Origin of the sequence: Streptomyces spongiae (genome assembly GCF_009377185.1) — a bacterium.
GTDB classification, from domain to species: Bacteria; Actinomycetota; Actinomycetes; order Streptomycetales; family Streptomycetaceae; genus Streptomyces; species Streptomyces spongiae.
The window spans coordinates 12,162-31,025 of sequence record NZ_VJZC01000058.1; the positions used below are offsets into that span (position 1 = coordinate 12,162).

General features: G+C 73.0%; 1 protein-coding gene. It reads right to left on the reverse strand.

The features are described 5' to 3' along the window. Positions 1-13: 13 nt before the first annotated feature. A partial coding sequence (locus FNH08_RS11750) for a non-ribosomal peptide synthetase (protein WP_152771410.1) occupies positions 14-18,864 on the reverse strand: 18,851 nt, incomplete at its 5' end.

The following is an 18,864-nucleotide window of genomic DNA, read 5'->3' on the forward strand; positions in this document are numbered from 1 at the left end:
GAACTCCTCTTCCTCACTTCGGGTTCCGCTCCGCCCACGCGACGAGCCCCTCCAGGGCCCGGAACCAGGTCTCGGCGAGATCCTGGACCGTCTCGCGCGGCAGCAGTCCTTCCAGATACGACCAGTGCGCGGCCAGCACCGGCCCGTCCGCCCGGTCCTCGGTCACCACATTGATCTCCAGCGCGTGACCCTCCCGCATCGAGTCCTCGGACCCGATGTCCGCCGCCTCCTCCTCCGGCGCGTACGACCAGTCCGTCTCCTCGGGGATGCCGAACCGGCCGAGGTAGTTGAACTCGACCCGCGCCGGTTCGCGGGCCGCCAGCACCTCACGCGTACGCGGGTTGAGGTGCCGCAGCAGGCCGTATCCGACACCGTTCGCGGGCAGCCCCGCCAGATGTTCGCGCACCCGGCGTACGGCTTCCTCCGCCGCCCGGCCCCCGGCGAAGGCATCGGCCGTGTCGACCGGTCCCGGATCGAGCCGGACGGGGTAGACACTCGTGAACCAGCCGACCGTACGGGACAGGTCGATGGTGTCGCCGCCCAGCTCCTCCTCGCGGCCGTGGCCTTCCAGGTCGACCAGCACCGAGGTGTCGCACCCCCCGCCGCGCCGCCGCCAGTCGGCGAAGGCCAGCGCGAGCCCCGCCAGCAGCACGTCGTTGACGCCGGCGCCGAAGCCGGCGGGCACGGCCGACAGCAGCGGCCCGGTGTGCTCGGCGGGCAGCCGGAGCACGACCTCACGCCGGGTGGCAGCCGTGTCGCGGTCCGGATCGCGTTCCCGGATGACCGGCAGGGGTTCCGTACCGCCGTCGAGGATCGCCTCCCACACGGGGAGCTCAGCCTCCCTCTCCGGTGCCTGGGCCAGCTCGGTGAGCAGCCGGGACCAGCGGGCGAACGACGTCTCGACGGGAACGAGGCCGACTGGGCGGCCGACGGCGACGTCCCGCCAGGCAGCCGCCAGATCCGGCAGCAGCACGCGCCACGACACACCGTCCACCACCAGGTGGTGGGCCATGAGCAGCAGCCGTCCCGGCGCGTCGCCCGCGTCGAACCACACGGCCCTGACCATGGCGCCCGCGTCCGGGTCCAGCAACGCGCGGGCCGCGTACGCGTGTTGCCGTACGGTCTCGGACAGCGCCTCGGCGTTCAGTCCCGTCACGTCCACGCGGTCGATCCACCCGGCGGCGTCGACCGCACCGGCCGCCGGGACGTGCAGTGACCACTCCTCGGTGTCGTCCCGGGACGGCCGCACCAGCGTCGCCCGCAGCAGGTCGTGCCGGTCGGCCAGCGCCTGGAGCACGGCGGTCAGACCGGGAAGGTCCAGAGCCGCAGGGGTGCGGACGAGGGCCGACTGGTGGTACGTCGCGAACGGGCCGCCCAGTTCGCGCAGCCAGTGCATCACAGGGGTGAGCGGCACGGTTCCGGTGCCGTCGTCCTCCGGGCGCGCGGGCGCGGTGCCGACGGACTCGGCGACCGCACTCAGCGCGGCCACCGTACGGTGCCGGAAGACCAGCCGTGGACTGATCCGCACGCCCGCCGCGCGGGCCCGGCCGACGAACTGCATGGCGACGATGCTGTCGCCGCCGAGGGCGAAGAAGTCGTCGTCCACACCCACCCGTTCCAGTCCCAGCACCTCGGCGAAGACCGCGCAGAGCGCCTCCTCGGCCGGTGTGCCGGGCGCCCGTCCGGAGGACAGGGCAAAGAAGTCGGGTGCCGGCAGGGCGGCCCGGTCCAGCTTGCCGTTCGCCAGCTCGGGGAACCGGTCCAGCGCGACCACGGCGGCGGGGACCATGTGGTCCGGCAGCCGGGCGGCGACATGGCCGCGCAGCCCGCCAGGGTCCGGCAGGGCGCCGGGGACCGGGACCACGTAGGCCACGAGCACCTTGCGCGGGCCCTCCTGACGTACCGTCACCAGGGCTTGCCCGACGTCCGGATGCCCGGCGAGTACGGACTCGATCTCCGCCGGTTCGATACGGAAGCCCCGGATCTTGACCTGGTCGTCGGCCCGGCCGAGGTAGTCGATGGACCCGTCCGAAGTCCAGCGGGCCAGGTCGCCGGTGCGGTACAGCCGCGAGCCCGGCTCACCGAACGGGTCGGCCACGAACCGCTCCGCCGTCAGCCCGGGGCTGCCCAGGTAACCTCGGGCGAGACCGCCGCCCGCCAGGTACAGCTCGCCCGTGACCCCGGGCGGCACCGGCTGCAGCAGCCCGTCCAGCACGTACGCCCGCGTCCCGGCCACCGGCCGCCCCACCAGGGGGCGTTCACTGTCACGGACCCGCGCCACGAGGGCGTCCACGGTCGACTCCGTCGGCCCGTACAGGTTGAACGCCTCAGTGGAGCGCAGCGAGGCCAGCCGCCGCCACAGCGCGACCGGTACGGCCTCGCCCCCCACGCCGACGACCGCGAGAGGACAGTCGTCGCCGCGCAGCAGACCACTCTCCGCCATCTGGGCGAAGAACGACGGGGTGACCTCCAGGAAGTCGAAGCGGTGGTCCACCACGGCCGCGGCGAGGAGCTCGGGATCGCGCCGCACCTCCTCCGACACGATGTGCACACAGTGCCCGTCCAGCAGCCACAACTGGGGCTGCCAGGACGCGTCGAAGAAGAACGACCAGGCGTGGCCCGCCCTCAGATGCCGCCGTCCCGTGGCCTCGATCGCCGGCGCGTAGAGCGTCTCGCGGTGGCTGTGGAAGAGGTTGCCGAGGGTCTCGTGGGTGACCACGACGCCCTTGGGGCGACCGGTCGAGCCGGAGGTGTAGATGACGTAGGCCGGATGACGGGGCGTCAGGGAACTCGTGCGCTCGGCATCGGTGAGATCGGCCGGGTCCTGGGCGGCGACGCGCTCGGCTGTGGTGGGCTCGTCCAGCACGAGCGGCTCGATGTCCGTGGGCAGGGCGCGCACGAACTCGCGTGCGGTGAGCGTCAGCACCGGCCGGGCGTCGTCGAGGACGTCCGCCGTACGGTCCACCGGCGCGTCCGGGTCGAGCGGCAGATACGCCGCCCCCGCCTTGTGCACCGCGAGCACGGCCACCAGGAACCGTGCCGTGCGTGGCAGGGACAGGGCCACGAACTGCTCGGGGCCCGCGCCGAGTTCGACCAGAAGGCGCGCCAGCCGGTTGGCCTCCGCATTGAGCTCGGCGAAGCTCAGCTCGACGCCGTCGGACGCCACGGCGGGCAACTCCCGGCACTGACGGACCTGTTCCTCGAAGAGGGCGGGCACGGTGGTCCGCGCGGCGATGGCCGGACGGCTCCGCCACCCGCCGACCAGCCGGCTCCGCTCGTCCTCGTCGAGGATGCCGACGCGCCCGAGCGACACGTCCGGATCCGCGGTCACGGCCCGCAGGACGCGCCGCAGCCGGTCCGCGAAGGACTGCGCGGTCGCGTGGTCGAACAGGTCGGCGCTGTACTCCAGCACACCGTCGACACCGCTGCCGTCGCCGCGCTCCACGAAGTCGAAGGACAGGTCGAACTTGGCGGTGGTGTTCACCACCTCGTCCCGGCTGCCGCTCAGTCCGGGAAGCAGCCCCGCCTCGTCCGCGTCCGGCGCCAGGTACACCACCATCACCTGGAACAGCGGGTGCCGGGCGAGCGACCGTGCCGGGTTGAGCACCTCCACCAGCCGCTCGAAGGGCACGTCCTGGTGGTCGAAGGCGGCCAGGTCGGCCTCCCGCACCCGGGCCAGCAGCTCCCGGAACGTCGGATCGCCGGAGGTGTCGGTGCGCAGCACCAGCGTGTTGAGGAAGAACCCGACCAGGTCCTCCAGCGCCGCGTCGGTCCGCCCCGAGATGGGGCTGCCGATCGGGATGTCATGGCCCGCGCCCAGCCTGCTGAGCAGCGTCGCCACGGCGGCCTGGAGCACCATGAACACGCTGACGCCGTTGTCGCGGGCCAACCGGTGTAGTTCCGCGGCCAGTTCGGCGTCGAGCGACAGGTCGGCGGAGCCGCCGCGATAGCTCGACTCCAGCGGACGGGCCCGGTCGACAGGCAGCGTCAGCTCCTCGGGCAGCCCGGCCAACGCCCGCTTCCAGTAGCCCAGTTGCTCCTCGCCGACCTCGGCAAGCAGTCGCTCCTGCCAGAGGGTGTAGTCGGCGTACTGGACCGGCAACGGCTCCCACTCGGGCGCCCTGCCCTCCAGTCGCGCCGCGTAGGCGCGCCCCAGATCCCGGTGCAGCGGCGCCTCCGACCACTCGTCACCCGCGATGTGGTGCAGCAGGAGCAACAGCGTCCACTCCTGCTCGCCGGTGCGGAACACATGGACGCGCAACGGCGGTTCGCGGTCCAGCTCGAAGCCGTACGTCCCGGCCTGCGCGAGCCGCTCGGGCAGCAGGGCCGCGTCGACGTCCTCCACCTCGAAGAAGACGTCCTGCGGTTCGAGAACTCGCTGGTAGGCGCGCCCCTCGTCGTCGGGGAACACCGTCCTGAGCGTCTCGTGCCGGGTCACCAGATCGCCAACCGCCGCCCGCAGCGCCCCGGCGTCCAGATCGCCGGTCAGCCGCCAGGCGGAGGGAATGTTGTACGTCGGGTTCGGTCCCTCCACCTGGTACAGCACCCACAGCCGCTGCTGGGCGGACGACAGCGGGAGCCGCTCGGGACGCGTGCCGGGGGTGAGCGCCGGGCGGGCGCCGGCCGTGGAGCCCTCGGTCAGACGCTGGGCGAGCCGGGCCACCGTCGGCGCGTCGAACACCGTACGCAGGGACACCTCGGCCCCGAACGCCCCCCGGATCCCGGCAACCAGCCGCATGGCCAGCAGCGAGTGGCCGCCCAGCGCGAAGAAGTCGTCGTCGACACCGACCCGCTCCACACCCAGGACGCCGGCGAACAGACCGCAGAGGATCTCCTCGCGTGGATCGCGTGCCCCGCCGCCGAGGCCGCTGCCCGCCGTGAAGTCCGGAGTGGGCAGGGCCCGGCGGTCGAGCTTGCCGTTCGGCGTGAGCGGCAGCGCGTCCAGCGTGACGAAGGCCGCGGGGACCATGTGCTCGGGCAGCGCGACGGCGGCGTGACCGCGCAGCACGGCCGCGTCGGTGACCTCTCCGGCAGCCGGGACGACGTACGCCACGAGGAGCTCGTCGTGCGGGACGACCACCGCGTGGGCCACGGAGCCGTGCCGGGTGAGGACGGTCTCGATCTCGCCGGGCTCGATGCGCACTCCGCGGATCTTGACCTGGTGGTCGGTGCGGCCGAGGAAGTCGAGCGTGCCGTCGGACCGCCAGCGGGCCAGGTCGCCCGTGCGGTACATACGGGCGCCGGGCCGGCCGTACGGGTCGGCGACGAACCGCTCGGCGGTGAGACCCGGCCGGTCGAGGTAACCGCGGGCCAGCTGAACGCCCGCCAGATAGAGCTCCCCCGCCACACCGGGCGGCACCGGCCGCAGCCCGGCGTCCAGGACGTACGCCCGCGTGTTCCACACGGGACGCCCGATCACCACGCGCTCGTCGCCCGGCAGCACTTCGACGGCCGTGACGTCGACCGACGCCTCGGTCGGCCCGTACAGGTTGTGCAATTCGGCGGACAGCACCTGGTGGAAACGCCCCGCCACCGCGAGCGGCAGCGCCTCACCACTGCACATCACCCGCCGCAGACCCGTGCACCGCGCGGCGGCGGGCTCCTCCAGGAACACCTGGAGCATCGACGGCACGAAGTGCACCGTCGTGACGTCCTGCTCCTGGATCAGCTCCGCCAGGTATGCCGGGTCCTTGTGCCCCTCGGGCCGCGCGACCACCAGCGCGGCCCCGGTGATCAGCGGCCAGAAGAACTCCCACACCGACACGTCGAAGCCGGACGGCGTCTTCTGCAGCACCCGGTCCTCGCCGGTCAGCCCGTACGCGTCCTGCATCCACAGCAGCCGGTTCACGATGCCCTCGTGCGGGACGACCACGCCCTTGGGGCGGCCCGTCGACCCGGAGGTGTAGATCACGTAGGCCGGACTCGACGGGTCGTGGCCCGCGGGCAGTTCACCTTCCGGACCGTCCCCCGGCAGCGCGTCCTCGATGACGCACACCGGCCGGGCCTCCTCCAGCACGATCGCGAGCCGCTCCCTCGGCTGGTCGGCGTCCAGTGGCAGATAGGCCCCGCCCGCGCGGTGCACGGCCAGCAGGGCGACGACGAGGTCCACCGAGCGGGGGAGCGCCACGGCCACCGTGCGCTCCGGGCCCACGCCCATCCCTGCCAGTACCCGTGCGGTCCGCTCGACTCGCGCGTCCAACTCCGCGTAGGTCAGCCGCTGTTCACCGAAGACCAGCGCCAGTGCGTCCGGTGTCCGTGCCACCTGCGCGCGGAACAGCTCCGGCAGGGTCGTCGCCGGTACGTCGTGCGTGGTGTCGTTCCACCGGACGAGGACCGAATCCCGCTCGGCCTCCTCCAGCACCTCCAACTCGCGTACGGGCCGGTCCGGTTCGGCCGCCACCTGCTCCAGCAGCCGCACCAGGCGTCCGGCCGTCCGCTGGGCCGTCGTCTCGTCGCACAGGTCGAGCGCGTACTCCAGGAGCAGCACCAGACGGTTCCGGCCCACCTCGTCCACGAAGGTGAAGTGCAGGTCGAACTTGGCCATGCCGGTGTCCATGTCGAACCACTCGGTCGGCATGCCGAACACGTCCGGGTCGCCGTCGGGCCGGTGGTGGTAGCCGAGCATGACCTGGAAGAGCGGGTTGCGGCCCGCCACCCGGGGTGGGTTGACGGCCTCGACGACCCGGTCGAAGGGCAGGTCCTGGTGCTCGAACGCCTCCAGGGACGATTCCCGGACCCGGCCGAGGAGTTCACGGAAGGCGACACGGTCGTCCGACAGATCGGTCCGCAGGACGAGCGTGTTGACGAAGAAGCCGACCAGGTCGTTCAGCGCGTCGTCGGTGCGGCCCGCGATGGGCGAGCCGAGCGGGATGTCGTCCCCCGCGCCGAGCCGGTGCAGCAGGGCTGCGGTGGCGGCCTGGAACAGCATGAACATGCTGGTGCCGGTGGCCCCGGACAGTTCGCGCAGGGCCCGGCCGGTGTCGGCGGAGAGCTCCACGCGCACCTTGCCGCCGCGCCCCGTGGGTATTTCCGGCCGGGGCCGGTCGAGGGGGAGGGGCAGCTCCTCGGGAAGATCCCGGAGCGCCTCGGTCCAGTGCGCGAGCTGCTCCTCGCCGACCTGCCCGAGCAGTTCCTCCTGCCAGAGGGTGTAGTCGGCGTACTGGACCGGCAACGGCTCCCACTCGGGCGCCCGGCCCTCGCGCCGGGCTTCGTACGCACGGGTCAGGTCGGTGAGGAACGGCCGGTCCGACCACTCGTCGGTGGCGATGTGGTGAAGGACGAGCGCCACCACCTGGTCGTCCCTGCCCAGCCTCAACACCAGGGCGCGCACCGGCAGTTCGGTGCCCAGGTCGAAGGGACGCCGCTGGACTGCCTCGACGCGCCCGGCGAGTTGGCCCTCGCCGATGTCCTCCACGCGGAACTCCGGCTCGGCCGCACCCGGCGGCACGATCCACTGGTACGGCTCGCCGTCCTCCTCCAGGAACCGTGTCCGCAGGGCCTCATGACGATCCGTCACATCGGTCAGGGCGGCCCGCAGGGCGTCGAGGTCCAGGGCGCCGCGCAGACGGAAGACCAGCGGGAAGTTGTACGCCACTCCGCCGCCCGTGATCCGCTCCACCAGCCACAGCCGCCGCTGGGCCGCCGACAGCGGGATACGGGCCGGCCGCTCGGCCACGGCCGCCGGTACCGGCCGGGCGGGCCGTCCGGCGTCCGCCCGCAACGCCAGCGCCTCCGGTGTCGGGGCCTCGAAAAGGTCCCGGATGGCCAGCTCCGCGCCCAGCTCGGTACGGGCGCGGCTGATCAGCCGGGTCGCGAGCAGCGAATGGCCGCCCAGGTCGAAGAAGTTGTCCTCCGCGCCGGTGCGGGGCAGCCCCAGCACCTCGGCGAAGAGCCGGCACAGCACCTCCTCGACGGGCGTGCGCGGCCCTCGCCCCTCCGACAGCGCCACCGCGGGCTCGGCGTCCGGGAGCGCCCGCACGTCGAGCTTGCCGTTGTCGTTCATCGGCAGCCGCGGCAGGACCACGAAGGCCGCCGGAACCATGTAACCGGGCAACCGCTGCCCGAGCTCCTCGCGCAGTCGCCGCACGAGGGCGCCGTTGCCGCGTGTGGCGGTGGGGGTGTTGGCGTAGGGGGCGGTGCCGCGGGCGGCGCGGGGGCAGTGCAGACCGGTCGTTCGCCGGGCCTCGGCGGACCGCACGAACACGGCGTCGAAGAAGCCCGGTTCGTCCGACCAGGTGGTCAGGACCCGGTATCCGCGGGCCTCGCCGAGGGCACGCAGTTCCTCCGGCTCCACGCCCGCCGGGACGGGACCCGAGGGCCGCCCGGCGTCCACCGCCCGCATCGCGGCCAGATCGCCCGCCGGACGGGCGTCCGGAATCCGGCGCACCCGGAACAGCCCCGCGCCTTCGAAACCCGCCTGGAGCGCACGCGTCCCGGACCAGTCGGCCGCCGGCGCGTCCTCCAGCCGCAGCGCGTCGGCCGTCGACCCGTCGTACAGCACCACGTCGTACCGGTACCGCGTCAGCTCGTTGTGGTGCCGCCCCGCCTTGGTGCGCAGGTCCACGCCGACGCCGAGCGTCGCGAACCAGTCGGGGTCGACGAGCAGTTCCTTCTCCAGGGCGAGCCCCCGGTCCACGGCCCGGCGCAGGGACTCCGGCTCGGTGTCCTCACCCGCGCGGGCGACCTGGATGCCGGTCTGGAACACCCGGGCCTGCCGCAGGTCCCGTACGTCACCGAGGAACAGGGAACCGCCGGGTGCCAGCAGCGCCATCGCACCCCGGATCACCTTGCGCAGGTGGTCCAGGCTCGGGAAGTACTGCACGACCGAGTTGATGACGACGGTGTCGAAGAACCCGACGGGCAGACCGTCCGTCACCTCGGCGGCCTGGCACCGCAGTTCGACCTTCCGTGCCAGCTCGGGGTCGGCCTTCAGGTCCTCGCCGAGCTTGCGGATGACGGGCGCCGCGAAGTCCGTCGCCCAGTACGACTCGGCGTCCGGGGCGAGCCGCGACAGCAGCAGACCGGAGCCGACGCCGATCTCCAGCATCCGCTGCGGCCGCAGCTCACGGATCCGCTCGACCGTCGCCTCGCGCCACTCCCGCATGTGCTCCAGCGGGATCGGGTCACCGTCGTAGGAGCTGTCCCAGCCCGCGAAGTCCTCGGTGAAGACGGCCGTGTCGATCTCGGTGTACTCGGCGGAGTAGATCTCCTGCCACTCGCCGATCTGTTCCCGTTCGGCCGACTCCCGTGCCGAAGTGTCGGGTTCGGCCGGGACGACGTACCCGACCAGCCTCTTCGTGCCCGGCGCGGAGGTGTCGTCCCGGGCGATCACGGCGGCCTGGGTCACCTCGGGGTGCTGGGAGAGCGCCGTCTCGATCTCGCCGAGCTCCACGCGGTAGCCCCGGATCTTGACCTGGTCGTCGGTGCGGCCGAGGAAGTCGAGGTTGCCGTCCGGGCGGCGCCGCACCAGGTCTCCGGTGCGGTACATGCGCTCGCCCGGCTGCCCGTACGGGTCGGCCACGAACCGCTCGGAGGTCAGGCCCGGCCGGTCGAGGTAGCCACGGGCCAGCCCCACGCCCGCGATGTACAGCTCACCCGCGACCCCGTCCGGCACCGGCCGCAGCCAGGTGTCGAGGACGCGGGCGCGCGTGGCGCGGATCGGGCGGCCCACGGTCGGCGTCGCGCTGTCCTCCGTACCACCGCCCAGGGTGTTGATCGTGTACTCGGTCGGGCCGTACAGGTTGTAGCCGTACGTCCCCTCGGTGTCCCGCAGCGTGTTCCACACCGTCTCGGTGACCGCCTCACCGCCGAGCAGCACCAGCGGCGGCCGGTGCCCCTCCAACAGCCCCTCCTCGATGAGGAGATGGGCGTACGTGGGCGTCACGTTGACGACATCGACGCGGTGCTCCTCGCAGTACGCCACCAGCGCGGTCGCGTCCCGCCGCAACTCCTCGTCGCAGACGTGCACTTCGTGTCCCTCGACGAGCCACAGCAGCTCCTCCCAGGACATGTCGAACGCGAACGACACGGTGTGCGCGATCCGCAGCCGCCGCCCGCCCGCCGAGGCGATCGCGGGCGCGAAGATCTCCTTCTGGTGGTTGAGCTGCATGTTCGTCAGCCCGATGTACGGCGTGACGACGCCCTTGGGGCGACCGGTCGACCCGGACGTGTAGATCACGTATGCCGGGTGGTCCAGGCTGAAGGACCGCGAGACGGCCGAGGCGGGCAGGTCCGCCAGCTCGGCCGCCACCCCCGGGCCGTCGAGCAGGACGCGCGGGGTGTCGCCCGTCAGGGTCCGGGAGACCGCCTCCGTCGACAGCAGGAGCAGCGGGCGGGCGTCGGCCAGCATCAGCGAGAGCCGCTCGGCCGGGTGGTCCAGCTCCAGCGGCAGGTAGGCGGCACCCGTGCGCAGCACCGCGAACAGCGCCACCACCATGTCGATCGAGCGCGGCAGACCGAGCGCCACGACCTCCTCGGGCCCGGCACCGCGCCCGATCAGCAGCCGGGCCATCCGGTTGCAGCGGGCGTCGAGTTCGGCGTACGTGACGGTCTGAGCGCCGAAGACGAGAGCCGTCGCGTCCGGGGTACGGGCGCCCTGCGCGGCGAGCATGTCCGCCACTGTCTCGTGCGGCACGGGCTGCCGGTTGTCCGCCTCCTCGCGGGCCAGCGCGGCGGCCTCGCCGGGCAGCAGGGCGGTCAGCGAGCCCACAGCGGCCGACGGGTCGGACACCAGCCCGTCCACCAGCAGCACGAACCGCTCCAGCAACGCCCGGGCGTACGCGCCGTCCAGCAGGTCCGGACGGTACGCGAGCGTGACCTGGACCCGCTCGCCGGGCGTGACGACCAGGTTGGCCGGGTAGTGGGTCGCGTCCACGTTGGCGACCGCCGTGGCCCCGTGCCGTTCACGCAGCTCGGCGAGGCGTTCGTCGGTGTCGGCGTTGCGCAGCACGAACAGCGTGTCGAACAGCCGCCGATGCCCTGTCTCGGCCTGGAGCACACCGAGACCCAGGTACTCGTACGGCATCAGCTCCATCCGCTCGCCCTGGACGCGGCGAAGCAGGTCCACCACCGGCTCGCGCGGGTCGAAGGCGACGCGGGCGGGCACGGTGTTGAGGAACATGCCGATGACGTTCTCGACGTCGGGCACCTCGCTCGGGCGCCCGGCGACCGTCGTGCCGAAGACGATGTCGGTACGGCCCGTGGCGCTCGCGAGGACGAGCCCCCACGCGGCGTTGAGCACCGTGTTGAGCGTCAGTCCGTGACGGCGGGCCGTGCTGCGCAGCCGCTCGGCGGCATCCGCGTCGAGGACGGCGTCCAGGTGCTCCGGGACCACCGGCTCCAGGCCCCGGTCGGAGACGGCGGGCATCAGGAGCGTGGGCTCCTCGAATCCGGACAGCGCGGTGCGCCAGGCGCGGGTCGCCTCGCTGTCGTCCTGCCGCTCCAGCCAGGTCAGGTAGTCGCGGTACGAGCCGGGGTGGGCGAGCCCCGCCGGGTCGCCCCCGCTCTCGTACAGCGCGAACAGCTGGTCCAGGAACAGCCAGGCCGACCAGCCGTCCCACAGGATCAGATGACGGCCGACGACGAGCCGGTCACCGCGTCCGTCGCCGAGCCGCACCAGCAGCATCCGGAAGAGCAGCGGGCGGGTGAGGTCGAAGCGGCGGGACCGCTCCTCGTCCATCAACTCCCGCATCCGCCGGTCCTGTTCGGCCGACGGCAGCGCGGACAGGTCCACCTCGGTCAGCGGGATCCCGTCCTCGCCCACGTCCCGCACGATGAACTGCACCGGCTGGCGCAGCCCTTCACTGGTGAACCCGGCGCGCAGACTGGGGTTGCGGGCCAGCAGGGTGCGCGTCGCGGCTCGCAGCCGCCCGGCGTCCACGCGCTCGGCGAAGTCGAACGACTCGTGGACCGTGTAGACGTCCAGGGCGCTGTCGTCGTACGTGGAGTGGAAGAACAGGCCCTCCTGGAGCGGAGCGAGCGGCCACACGTCCTCGACACGGCCCGGAGCGAGCGCCTCGACGCGTGCGCGTTCCTCCTCGGTGAGCGCGAACGAGGACGCGGTCGCTGCCGTGGCCGCCGTCTCCACCACGGTCGCGGCCGCCGCGAGCGCCGCCGGAGTGCGGTGCTCGAAGATGTCACGCGGGCCGAGCACCAGGCCGGCGCGGCGGGCCCGGCTGGAGACCGCGATGGAGCTGATGCTGTCGCCGCCGAGCAGGAAGAAGTCGTCGTCGACGCCGACGCCCTCCAACTTCAGTACGGAGGCGAAGATCTCCGTGAGCAGCTGCTCACGAGGGTTGCCCGGCGCGCGGGTCGCGGCGGCTCGTACGGCCTGCGGGGCGGGCAGCGCGGCCCGGTCCAGCTTGCCGCTCGGGGTGAGCGGCAGGGCGTCGAGGGCGACCCAGGCGTCCGGGACCATGGGGGCGGGCAGGGAGCCGGCCAGGGCCGTGCGCAGCGCGGTGACGTCCAGGACCAGGGATGCCGACGGCACGACGTACGCGACGAGCGCGTTGTCCCGTACCGTCACGGCCGCCTGGCCCACCTCGGGCAGGCCCACCAACGCGGCCTCGATCTCGCCGAGCTCGATACGGTTGCCGCGCAGCTTGACCTGACGGTCGGTGCGGCCCAGGTACTCGATCACGCCGTCGGCGCGACGCCGGACCAGGTCGCCGGTGCGGTACATACGGCTGCCGGGCGGACCGTACGGATCGGCCGTGAACCGCTCGGCGGTGAGCCCCGGGCGGGCGTGGTAGCCGCGGGCGAGCTGGACGCCGGTGAGGTAGAGCTCGCCGGGGACGCTGTCGGGAACGGGCCGGAGGCAGGCGTCCAGCACCCTGAGGCCCGTGTTCCACACCGGCCGCCCGATGGGCACGGCGGGACTCGTGCCCTGGTCCTCGTCCGGCTCGTACGGGTGATACGTGACGTCGACGGCGGCCTCGGTCGGGCCGTACAGGTTGTGCAGCGGCACCCCGGTCAGCGCGTGCCAGCGGTTCGCGGCGGCCACCGGGAGCGCCTCGCCGCTGCTCAGCACGCGGCGCAGGGACGCCGACCAGGTGGCGTCACCGGTGACGTCCTCCGACTGGAGGAACGCCTCCAGCATGGACGGCACGAAGTGCATCGTGGTGATGCGCTGCTCGTGGACGAGGGCCGCCAGATAGGCGGGGTCGCGGTGGCCGTCCGGCCGGGCGAGGACGACGGCCGCGCCTTCGAGCAGCGGCCAGAAGAACTCCCACACGGACACGTCGAAACTGGAGGGGGTCTTCTGCAGCACGCGGTCGTCCGCGCCCAGCCCGTACGCGCCCTGCATCCACGCGATTCGGTTGACGATGGCGCGGTGGGTGACGACCACGCCCTTCGGCAGGCCGGTGGAGCCGGAGGTGTAGATGAGGTAGACGGGGTCGTCGGGGGTGGCCTCGCGCCCTGAGCCCGCCGGAGGCTCGCCCTCTTCGGTCTCTGCGACCTCTTCTGCCTCTTCGGCGTCGAGGAGGAGCGGCGAGGGAGCACTCCGAGGCAGCCGGTCGGCCGTGCCCGACAGGGTGACCACCGTCGTGGCCCCCGAGTCGGCCAGCATGTGCGCCACCCGGTCGGCCGGATAGTCCAGGTCCACCGGCAGATAGGCGGCGCCTGACTTGAGCACGCCGAGCAGCGCGACCATCAGCTCCGCCGAGCGCGGGACGGCGACCGCGACGAACGCCCCGGGCCCGGCTCCACGGCTCCGCAGCCGGGTCGCCAACGCCTCGGCGCGCGCGTCCAGTTCGGCGTAGGTGAGGTGCTCGCCCTCGAAGACGACGGCCGTGGCCTCCGGGGTCCGCGCGACCTGTGCGGTGAACGCCTCGGCCAGGGTGGTCGCCGGGACGGACGTCTCCTCGCCGGCCGGGTGGGCGCGGAGAGCCTCGTCGGGCGAGAGGAGTTCGATGGAGGCGGCGGGGCGGGCCTGGTCGTCGGCGATCGCTTCGAGGACGCGCGTCAGCCGGTCGCCGATCGTGCGGACCGCGTCACCGTCCAGCCGTTCGGTGTGGTGCTTGAGCCGCAGGTCCAGCTGTCGGCCGGGCTTGACGACGAGGGCGAGGGGATAGTGGACGGCGTCGTGGAACGCGTCACCGGTGATCCGCACCGTGCCCGACGCGTCCCGCAGGCCGGTCTCGGAGGGGTAGTTCTCGAACACCACGAGGGTGTCGAAGAGTTCGCCCTCGCCCGCGTGCCCGGTCAGCCGCTGGATCTCCGCGAGACCGAGGTGCTGGTGGTCGAGCAGCCGCGACTGCTCCTCCTGCAGGCGGACCAGCAGCTCCCCGAGCGCCTCGCCCGGCGCCCAACGGAAGCGGGTGGGAAGGGTGTTGATGAACAGGCCCACCATCGAGGCGATGCCGTCGACCTCGCTGTCACGGCCCGAGACGGTGGTGCCGAACAGCACGTCGTCCCGGCCGGTCAGCCTGCCGAGCAGCAGACCCCACGCCGCTTGGACGACCGTCCCCAGGGTGACGCCGTGTGCGCGGGCCCGTTCCGTGAGTCGCGCGGTGGTCCGCTCGGACAGTTCCACGCGGACGTGCGCGGGCCGTACGGGCGCGTCGCCGACCGGTGTCCCGACCAGCCGGGTGGGTTCGTCGAGTCCGGCGAGCGCGGTGCGCCATGCCTCACCGGCCGCGTCGCGGTCCTGCGCGCCGAGGCGGCGCAGGAAGGCGCGGTACGGGGTGACATCGGGCAGCGCGGGAGCGTCCGCGCCGTAGAAGGCCATGAGTTCGCGGTGCAGGACCGGCAACGACCAGCCGTCCGCGACGATGTGATGGAAGGTCAGGATCAGGCGACTGCGCTGCCCCCCGAGGCGGACCAGGGCACAGCGCATCAGCGGCGGCGCGCCCAGGTCGAACCCGGCGGCCCGCTCGTCCTCGGCCACCGCCTCGCCCAGGGACTCCCGGACCGTGCCGTCCTGGCTGGAGAGATCGACCTCCCGCCACGGCAGCTCGGCGCCCCGCGTGATGATCTGCACCGGGGTGCCGTCCGGGCGCTGCCGGAAGGCGGCCCGCAGCGGCGCGTGACGGTCCAGGAGCCGTCCCGCGGCCCGGCGCAGGGTGTCCCCGTCGACCGGGCCGGACAGGTCGAGGACCTGCTGCACGACGTAGGTGTCGCCGTCCGTGCCCCCGGCCAACGAGTGGAAGAAGAAGCCCTGCTGGAGCGGAGTGAGCGGAAGCAGTTCCTCGATGCCGAGCGGCCGCGCGCCCTGGATCCCGGCCAGTTCTTCCTCGTCGACCTCCACCAGTGGACGGTCGGCGGCGCGCTCGTCCACACGCTCACCGGCGCGCTCGTCCACACGCTCGACGGCGGCCTTCGCGAGCGCCTCGACCGTACGGTGCCGGAACACGTCGCGTGTGGTGAGCCGGAGCCCCGCCTCACGTGCCCTGATGAGCAGCTGGATCGCGGTGATGCTGTCGCCGCCGAGGGCCAGGAAGTCGTCCTCCGCCGTCACGGCGTCCAGCCCGAGCACGTCGGCGTACAGTCGGCTGAGCAGCTTCTCGCGGGCGGTGCGCGGTGCGCGGCCGGAGCTCATCGCCGCGTAGTCCGGGGCGGGCAGCGCCTTCCCGTCGATCTTGCCGCTCGGGGTGACCGGCAGCGCGTGCAGGGGCACGAACGCCGAGGGGACCATGTAGTCGGGCAGCCACTCGGCGGCGTGGCCACGCAGGGTCCGCATCAGCGCCGCCACGTCGCGGAAGGGCGCGGGGCGGTTGGCGTGGGGGTAGGCGCCCGTGGTGCGGTACGGCGCGGTGGCCGGGCCGTCGAGTGCACCGTCCATGAGGAGCGCACCGTCCACGAGCACGGCGTCGAACGCGCCGTCGTCGGCGGCCCCGTTCCAGGTGAGGGCCGTCCGGTAGCCGTGCTCGGCCGCCAGTGCGTGGACGGCCTCCGGATCGGCCGGGTCCGTCCCGGGAGCCGCCTCCCGGCTGCTGCCCTCCAGCCGCCGCAGGTCCGCGAGGTCGTCGGCCAGCCGGGCGTTGGGTACGCCGGTGATCCGCAGCCGCCCCGGACGCTCGGCGAGCAGTCCGGTCAGCCCGGCGAGACCGCCGACGACGGACCACGGCACCTCCCGCTCGTCCGGAGCCGCGGTTGCCGTACGCGCCGCCCCTGGCCTCAGGACGACGTCGTACCGGTACCGGCTCAGCTCGTTGTGGTGTGCGGCCCGCTTGATGCCGATCTCGGCCTGGAAGCCGTCCAGCGAGGCGAAGAAGTCGGGGTCGAGGAGGAGTTCGCCCTCCCAGCGCACGGACCGCTCGACGGCCGTGCGCAGCGCGCTCTTGTCCTCGCCGTCGTCGGCGTCGTCGAGGTCGGCCCGCCGGGTCTCCACGGCCGCGCGCAGCGTACGCAGCAGGCGCAGGTTGCGCACGTCGCCGACGAAGATCCGCCCGCCGGGCGCGAGCAGGCCCGAGACCTGACGCAGCACGTCGACGAGGTACTCGCCGCTCGGAAAGTACTGGGCGACGGAGTTGATGACGACCGCGTCGAAGGAGCCGGTGGGCAGCCCGCCGGTGTCGTGCGCGGGCTGGGCACGCAGCTCGACCTTCGGGGCGAGGTCCGGGTCGGCCTCCACCTGGGAGCGCAGCGCCGCGACGGCCTCGGGGGAGAGGTCGGTGCCCCAGTACGCCTCGCAGTCCGGCGCGATCCGGGACAGGATCAGGCCGCTGCCGACACCGATCTCCAACACGCGGCGGAGCGGGCCGAGTTCACGGAGGCGTTCGACGGTCGCGTCCCGCCACTCGCGCATCTCCTCGACCGGGATCGGCCGGCCGTCGTACATGCTGTTCCAGCCGGCGAAGTTCTCGCGGAAGCCGCCGGAGCTGTCGTCGGCACCCTCCGAACCGGCCGCGCTGTAGAGGAGTTCGTGCAGCTCCCGCCATTCCTCGACCTGCGCGTCCGGGTCGTCGTCGCGCGGTCCGTCGAGTGCGGGGACGACGTAGGCGGCGAGGCGCCGGTCGCCGGGCCGGTCCTCCCGGGCGACCACCGTGACCTGGTCCACGGCCGGGTGGCCGCGCAGCACCGACTCGATCTCGCCCGGCTCGATACGGAACCCACGGATCTTGATCTGCGCGTCGGCGCGGCCCAGGAACTCGATCCGCCCGTCGCCCCGCCGACGCACCAAGTCACCCGTGCGGTACAGCCGCTCGCCCGGCGCCCCGAACGGGTCGGCGACGAACCGCTCGGCGGTCAGGTCCGGTCGGCCGAGGTACCCCCGCGCCAGACCCGCGCCCCCCAGATACAGCTCACCCGTGACACCCGCCGGAACCGGCCGCAGGTACGCGTCGAGCACATACGCCCGCGTGCCCGGGTCGGGAACGCCGATCGGCACGATCGCGCCCGCCGGAGTGTCCGGATCGCACAGCCCGAGCGTGGAGTTGGTGGTCGCCTCCGTCGGACCGTACGCGTTGAACATCATCCGCCCGCGCGCGTAACGCCCCACCAGCTCCGGCGAGACGCGTTCGGTGCCTGCCAACAGCGTCGCGGTGGGCGGGAGTCGGACATCGTCCGGCATGGCGGCGAGCAGCGCGGGCGGCAGGATCATGAACGTGATGCCGTGCGCGTTCGCGTAGTCCGCGAGCGGTGCGCCCGGCACCCGCAGCTCGGCCGGTACGACGACGAGACGGCCGCCGGACAGCAGCCCGAGGCACAGGTCCCAGAAGGCGACGTCGAAGCTCGGCGAGGCGAACTGCAGCACCCGGCTGTGCGGACCGATGCCGAACCGCTCGCTCTGCGTGGCCACGAGCTTCGCCACACCACTGTGCGCGAGCACCACACCCTTGGGGCGGCCGGTCGAGCCCGAGGTGTAGATCACGTATGCGGCGCTCAGGACACCGAGTGGCGCGCCACGGTCCGCTTCGGTGGGGTCGTGCGCGGGCCGGTCCGCCAACTCGGCGGCCACAATCGGCGAGTCGAGCTCCACCAGCGCCATACCGTCCTGCTCGGGCAGGTCCCGCGTGGTCTCCTGCGTCGTCACCATGCACACGGGTGCGGCGTCGCCGAGCATGTACGCGATCCGGTCCGGCGGGTAGTCGTGGTCGATCGGGAGGTAGGCCGCCCCGGACTTGAGGACGGCGACCTCGGCGACGATCAGTTCCGTGGAGCGGGGCAGTGCCAGCGCGACGATGCGTTCGGGACCGGCGCCGCGCGCGATCAGGGCGTGCGCCAGGCGGTTGGCCCGCTCGTCGAGTTCGGCGTAGGTGAGTTCCTCGTCCTCGAAGACCAGGGCCACGGAGTCGGGGCGCTGCCTGACCTGCTCGGCGAACATCGCGGGCCAGGTGCCCGCGGGGACGGTGTGCTCGGTGGCGTTCCAGTCGAGTACGACCTGGCGGTACTCGTCCGGGCCCATCAGGGCGAGCCGGGCCACCGGGGTGTCGGGACGGGCCAGCGCGTCGGTGAGCAGGGTCCGGTAGTGGACGAGCAGCCGCTCGACGGTGGCCGCATCGAAGAGACCCGGGTGGTAGGTCACCCGTGCCGTGCCCTCGCTCACCTCCAGCAACACGTCGACGGGTCCGGGCAGTTCACCGGCGGGCCGGTCGGCGGTGCCGAACGCCGTGTTGACGAAGAGCCCGCCGCCACGCGTCGGCCGGGGGTGCAGCTCGTCGATGAGGACGCCGACGGGGACCCGGTGGGTCGCGGCTTCCTCCCACGCCTGGGTGACCCGCCGCACCAGCTCCTCGAACGTCGGCTCATGGTCGGCCGACACCCGTACGGGCAGGCCGTCATGACCGACCGTCAGGTCCACCGCGCCGCTGTAACGGTGCAACAGGGCGACGAAGGCCGCGAGGAGCACGGGGGAGGGGGCGTCGGGGAGACCGGGCAGCGTGCGGATCTCCCGTGCCGATACCGGCTCGGGCGGATGGGGGC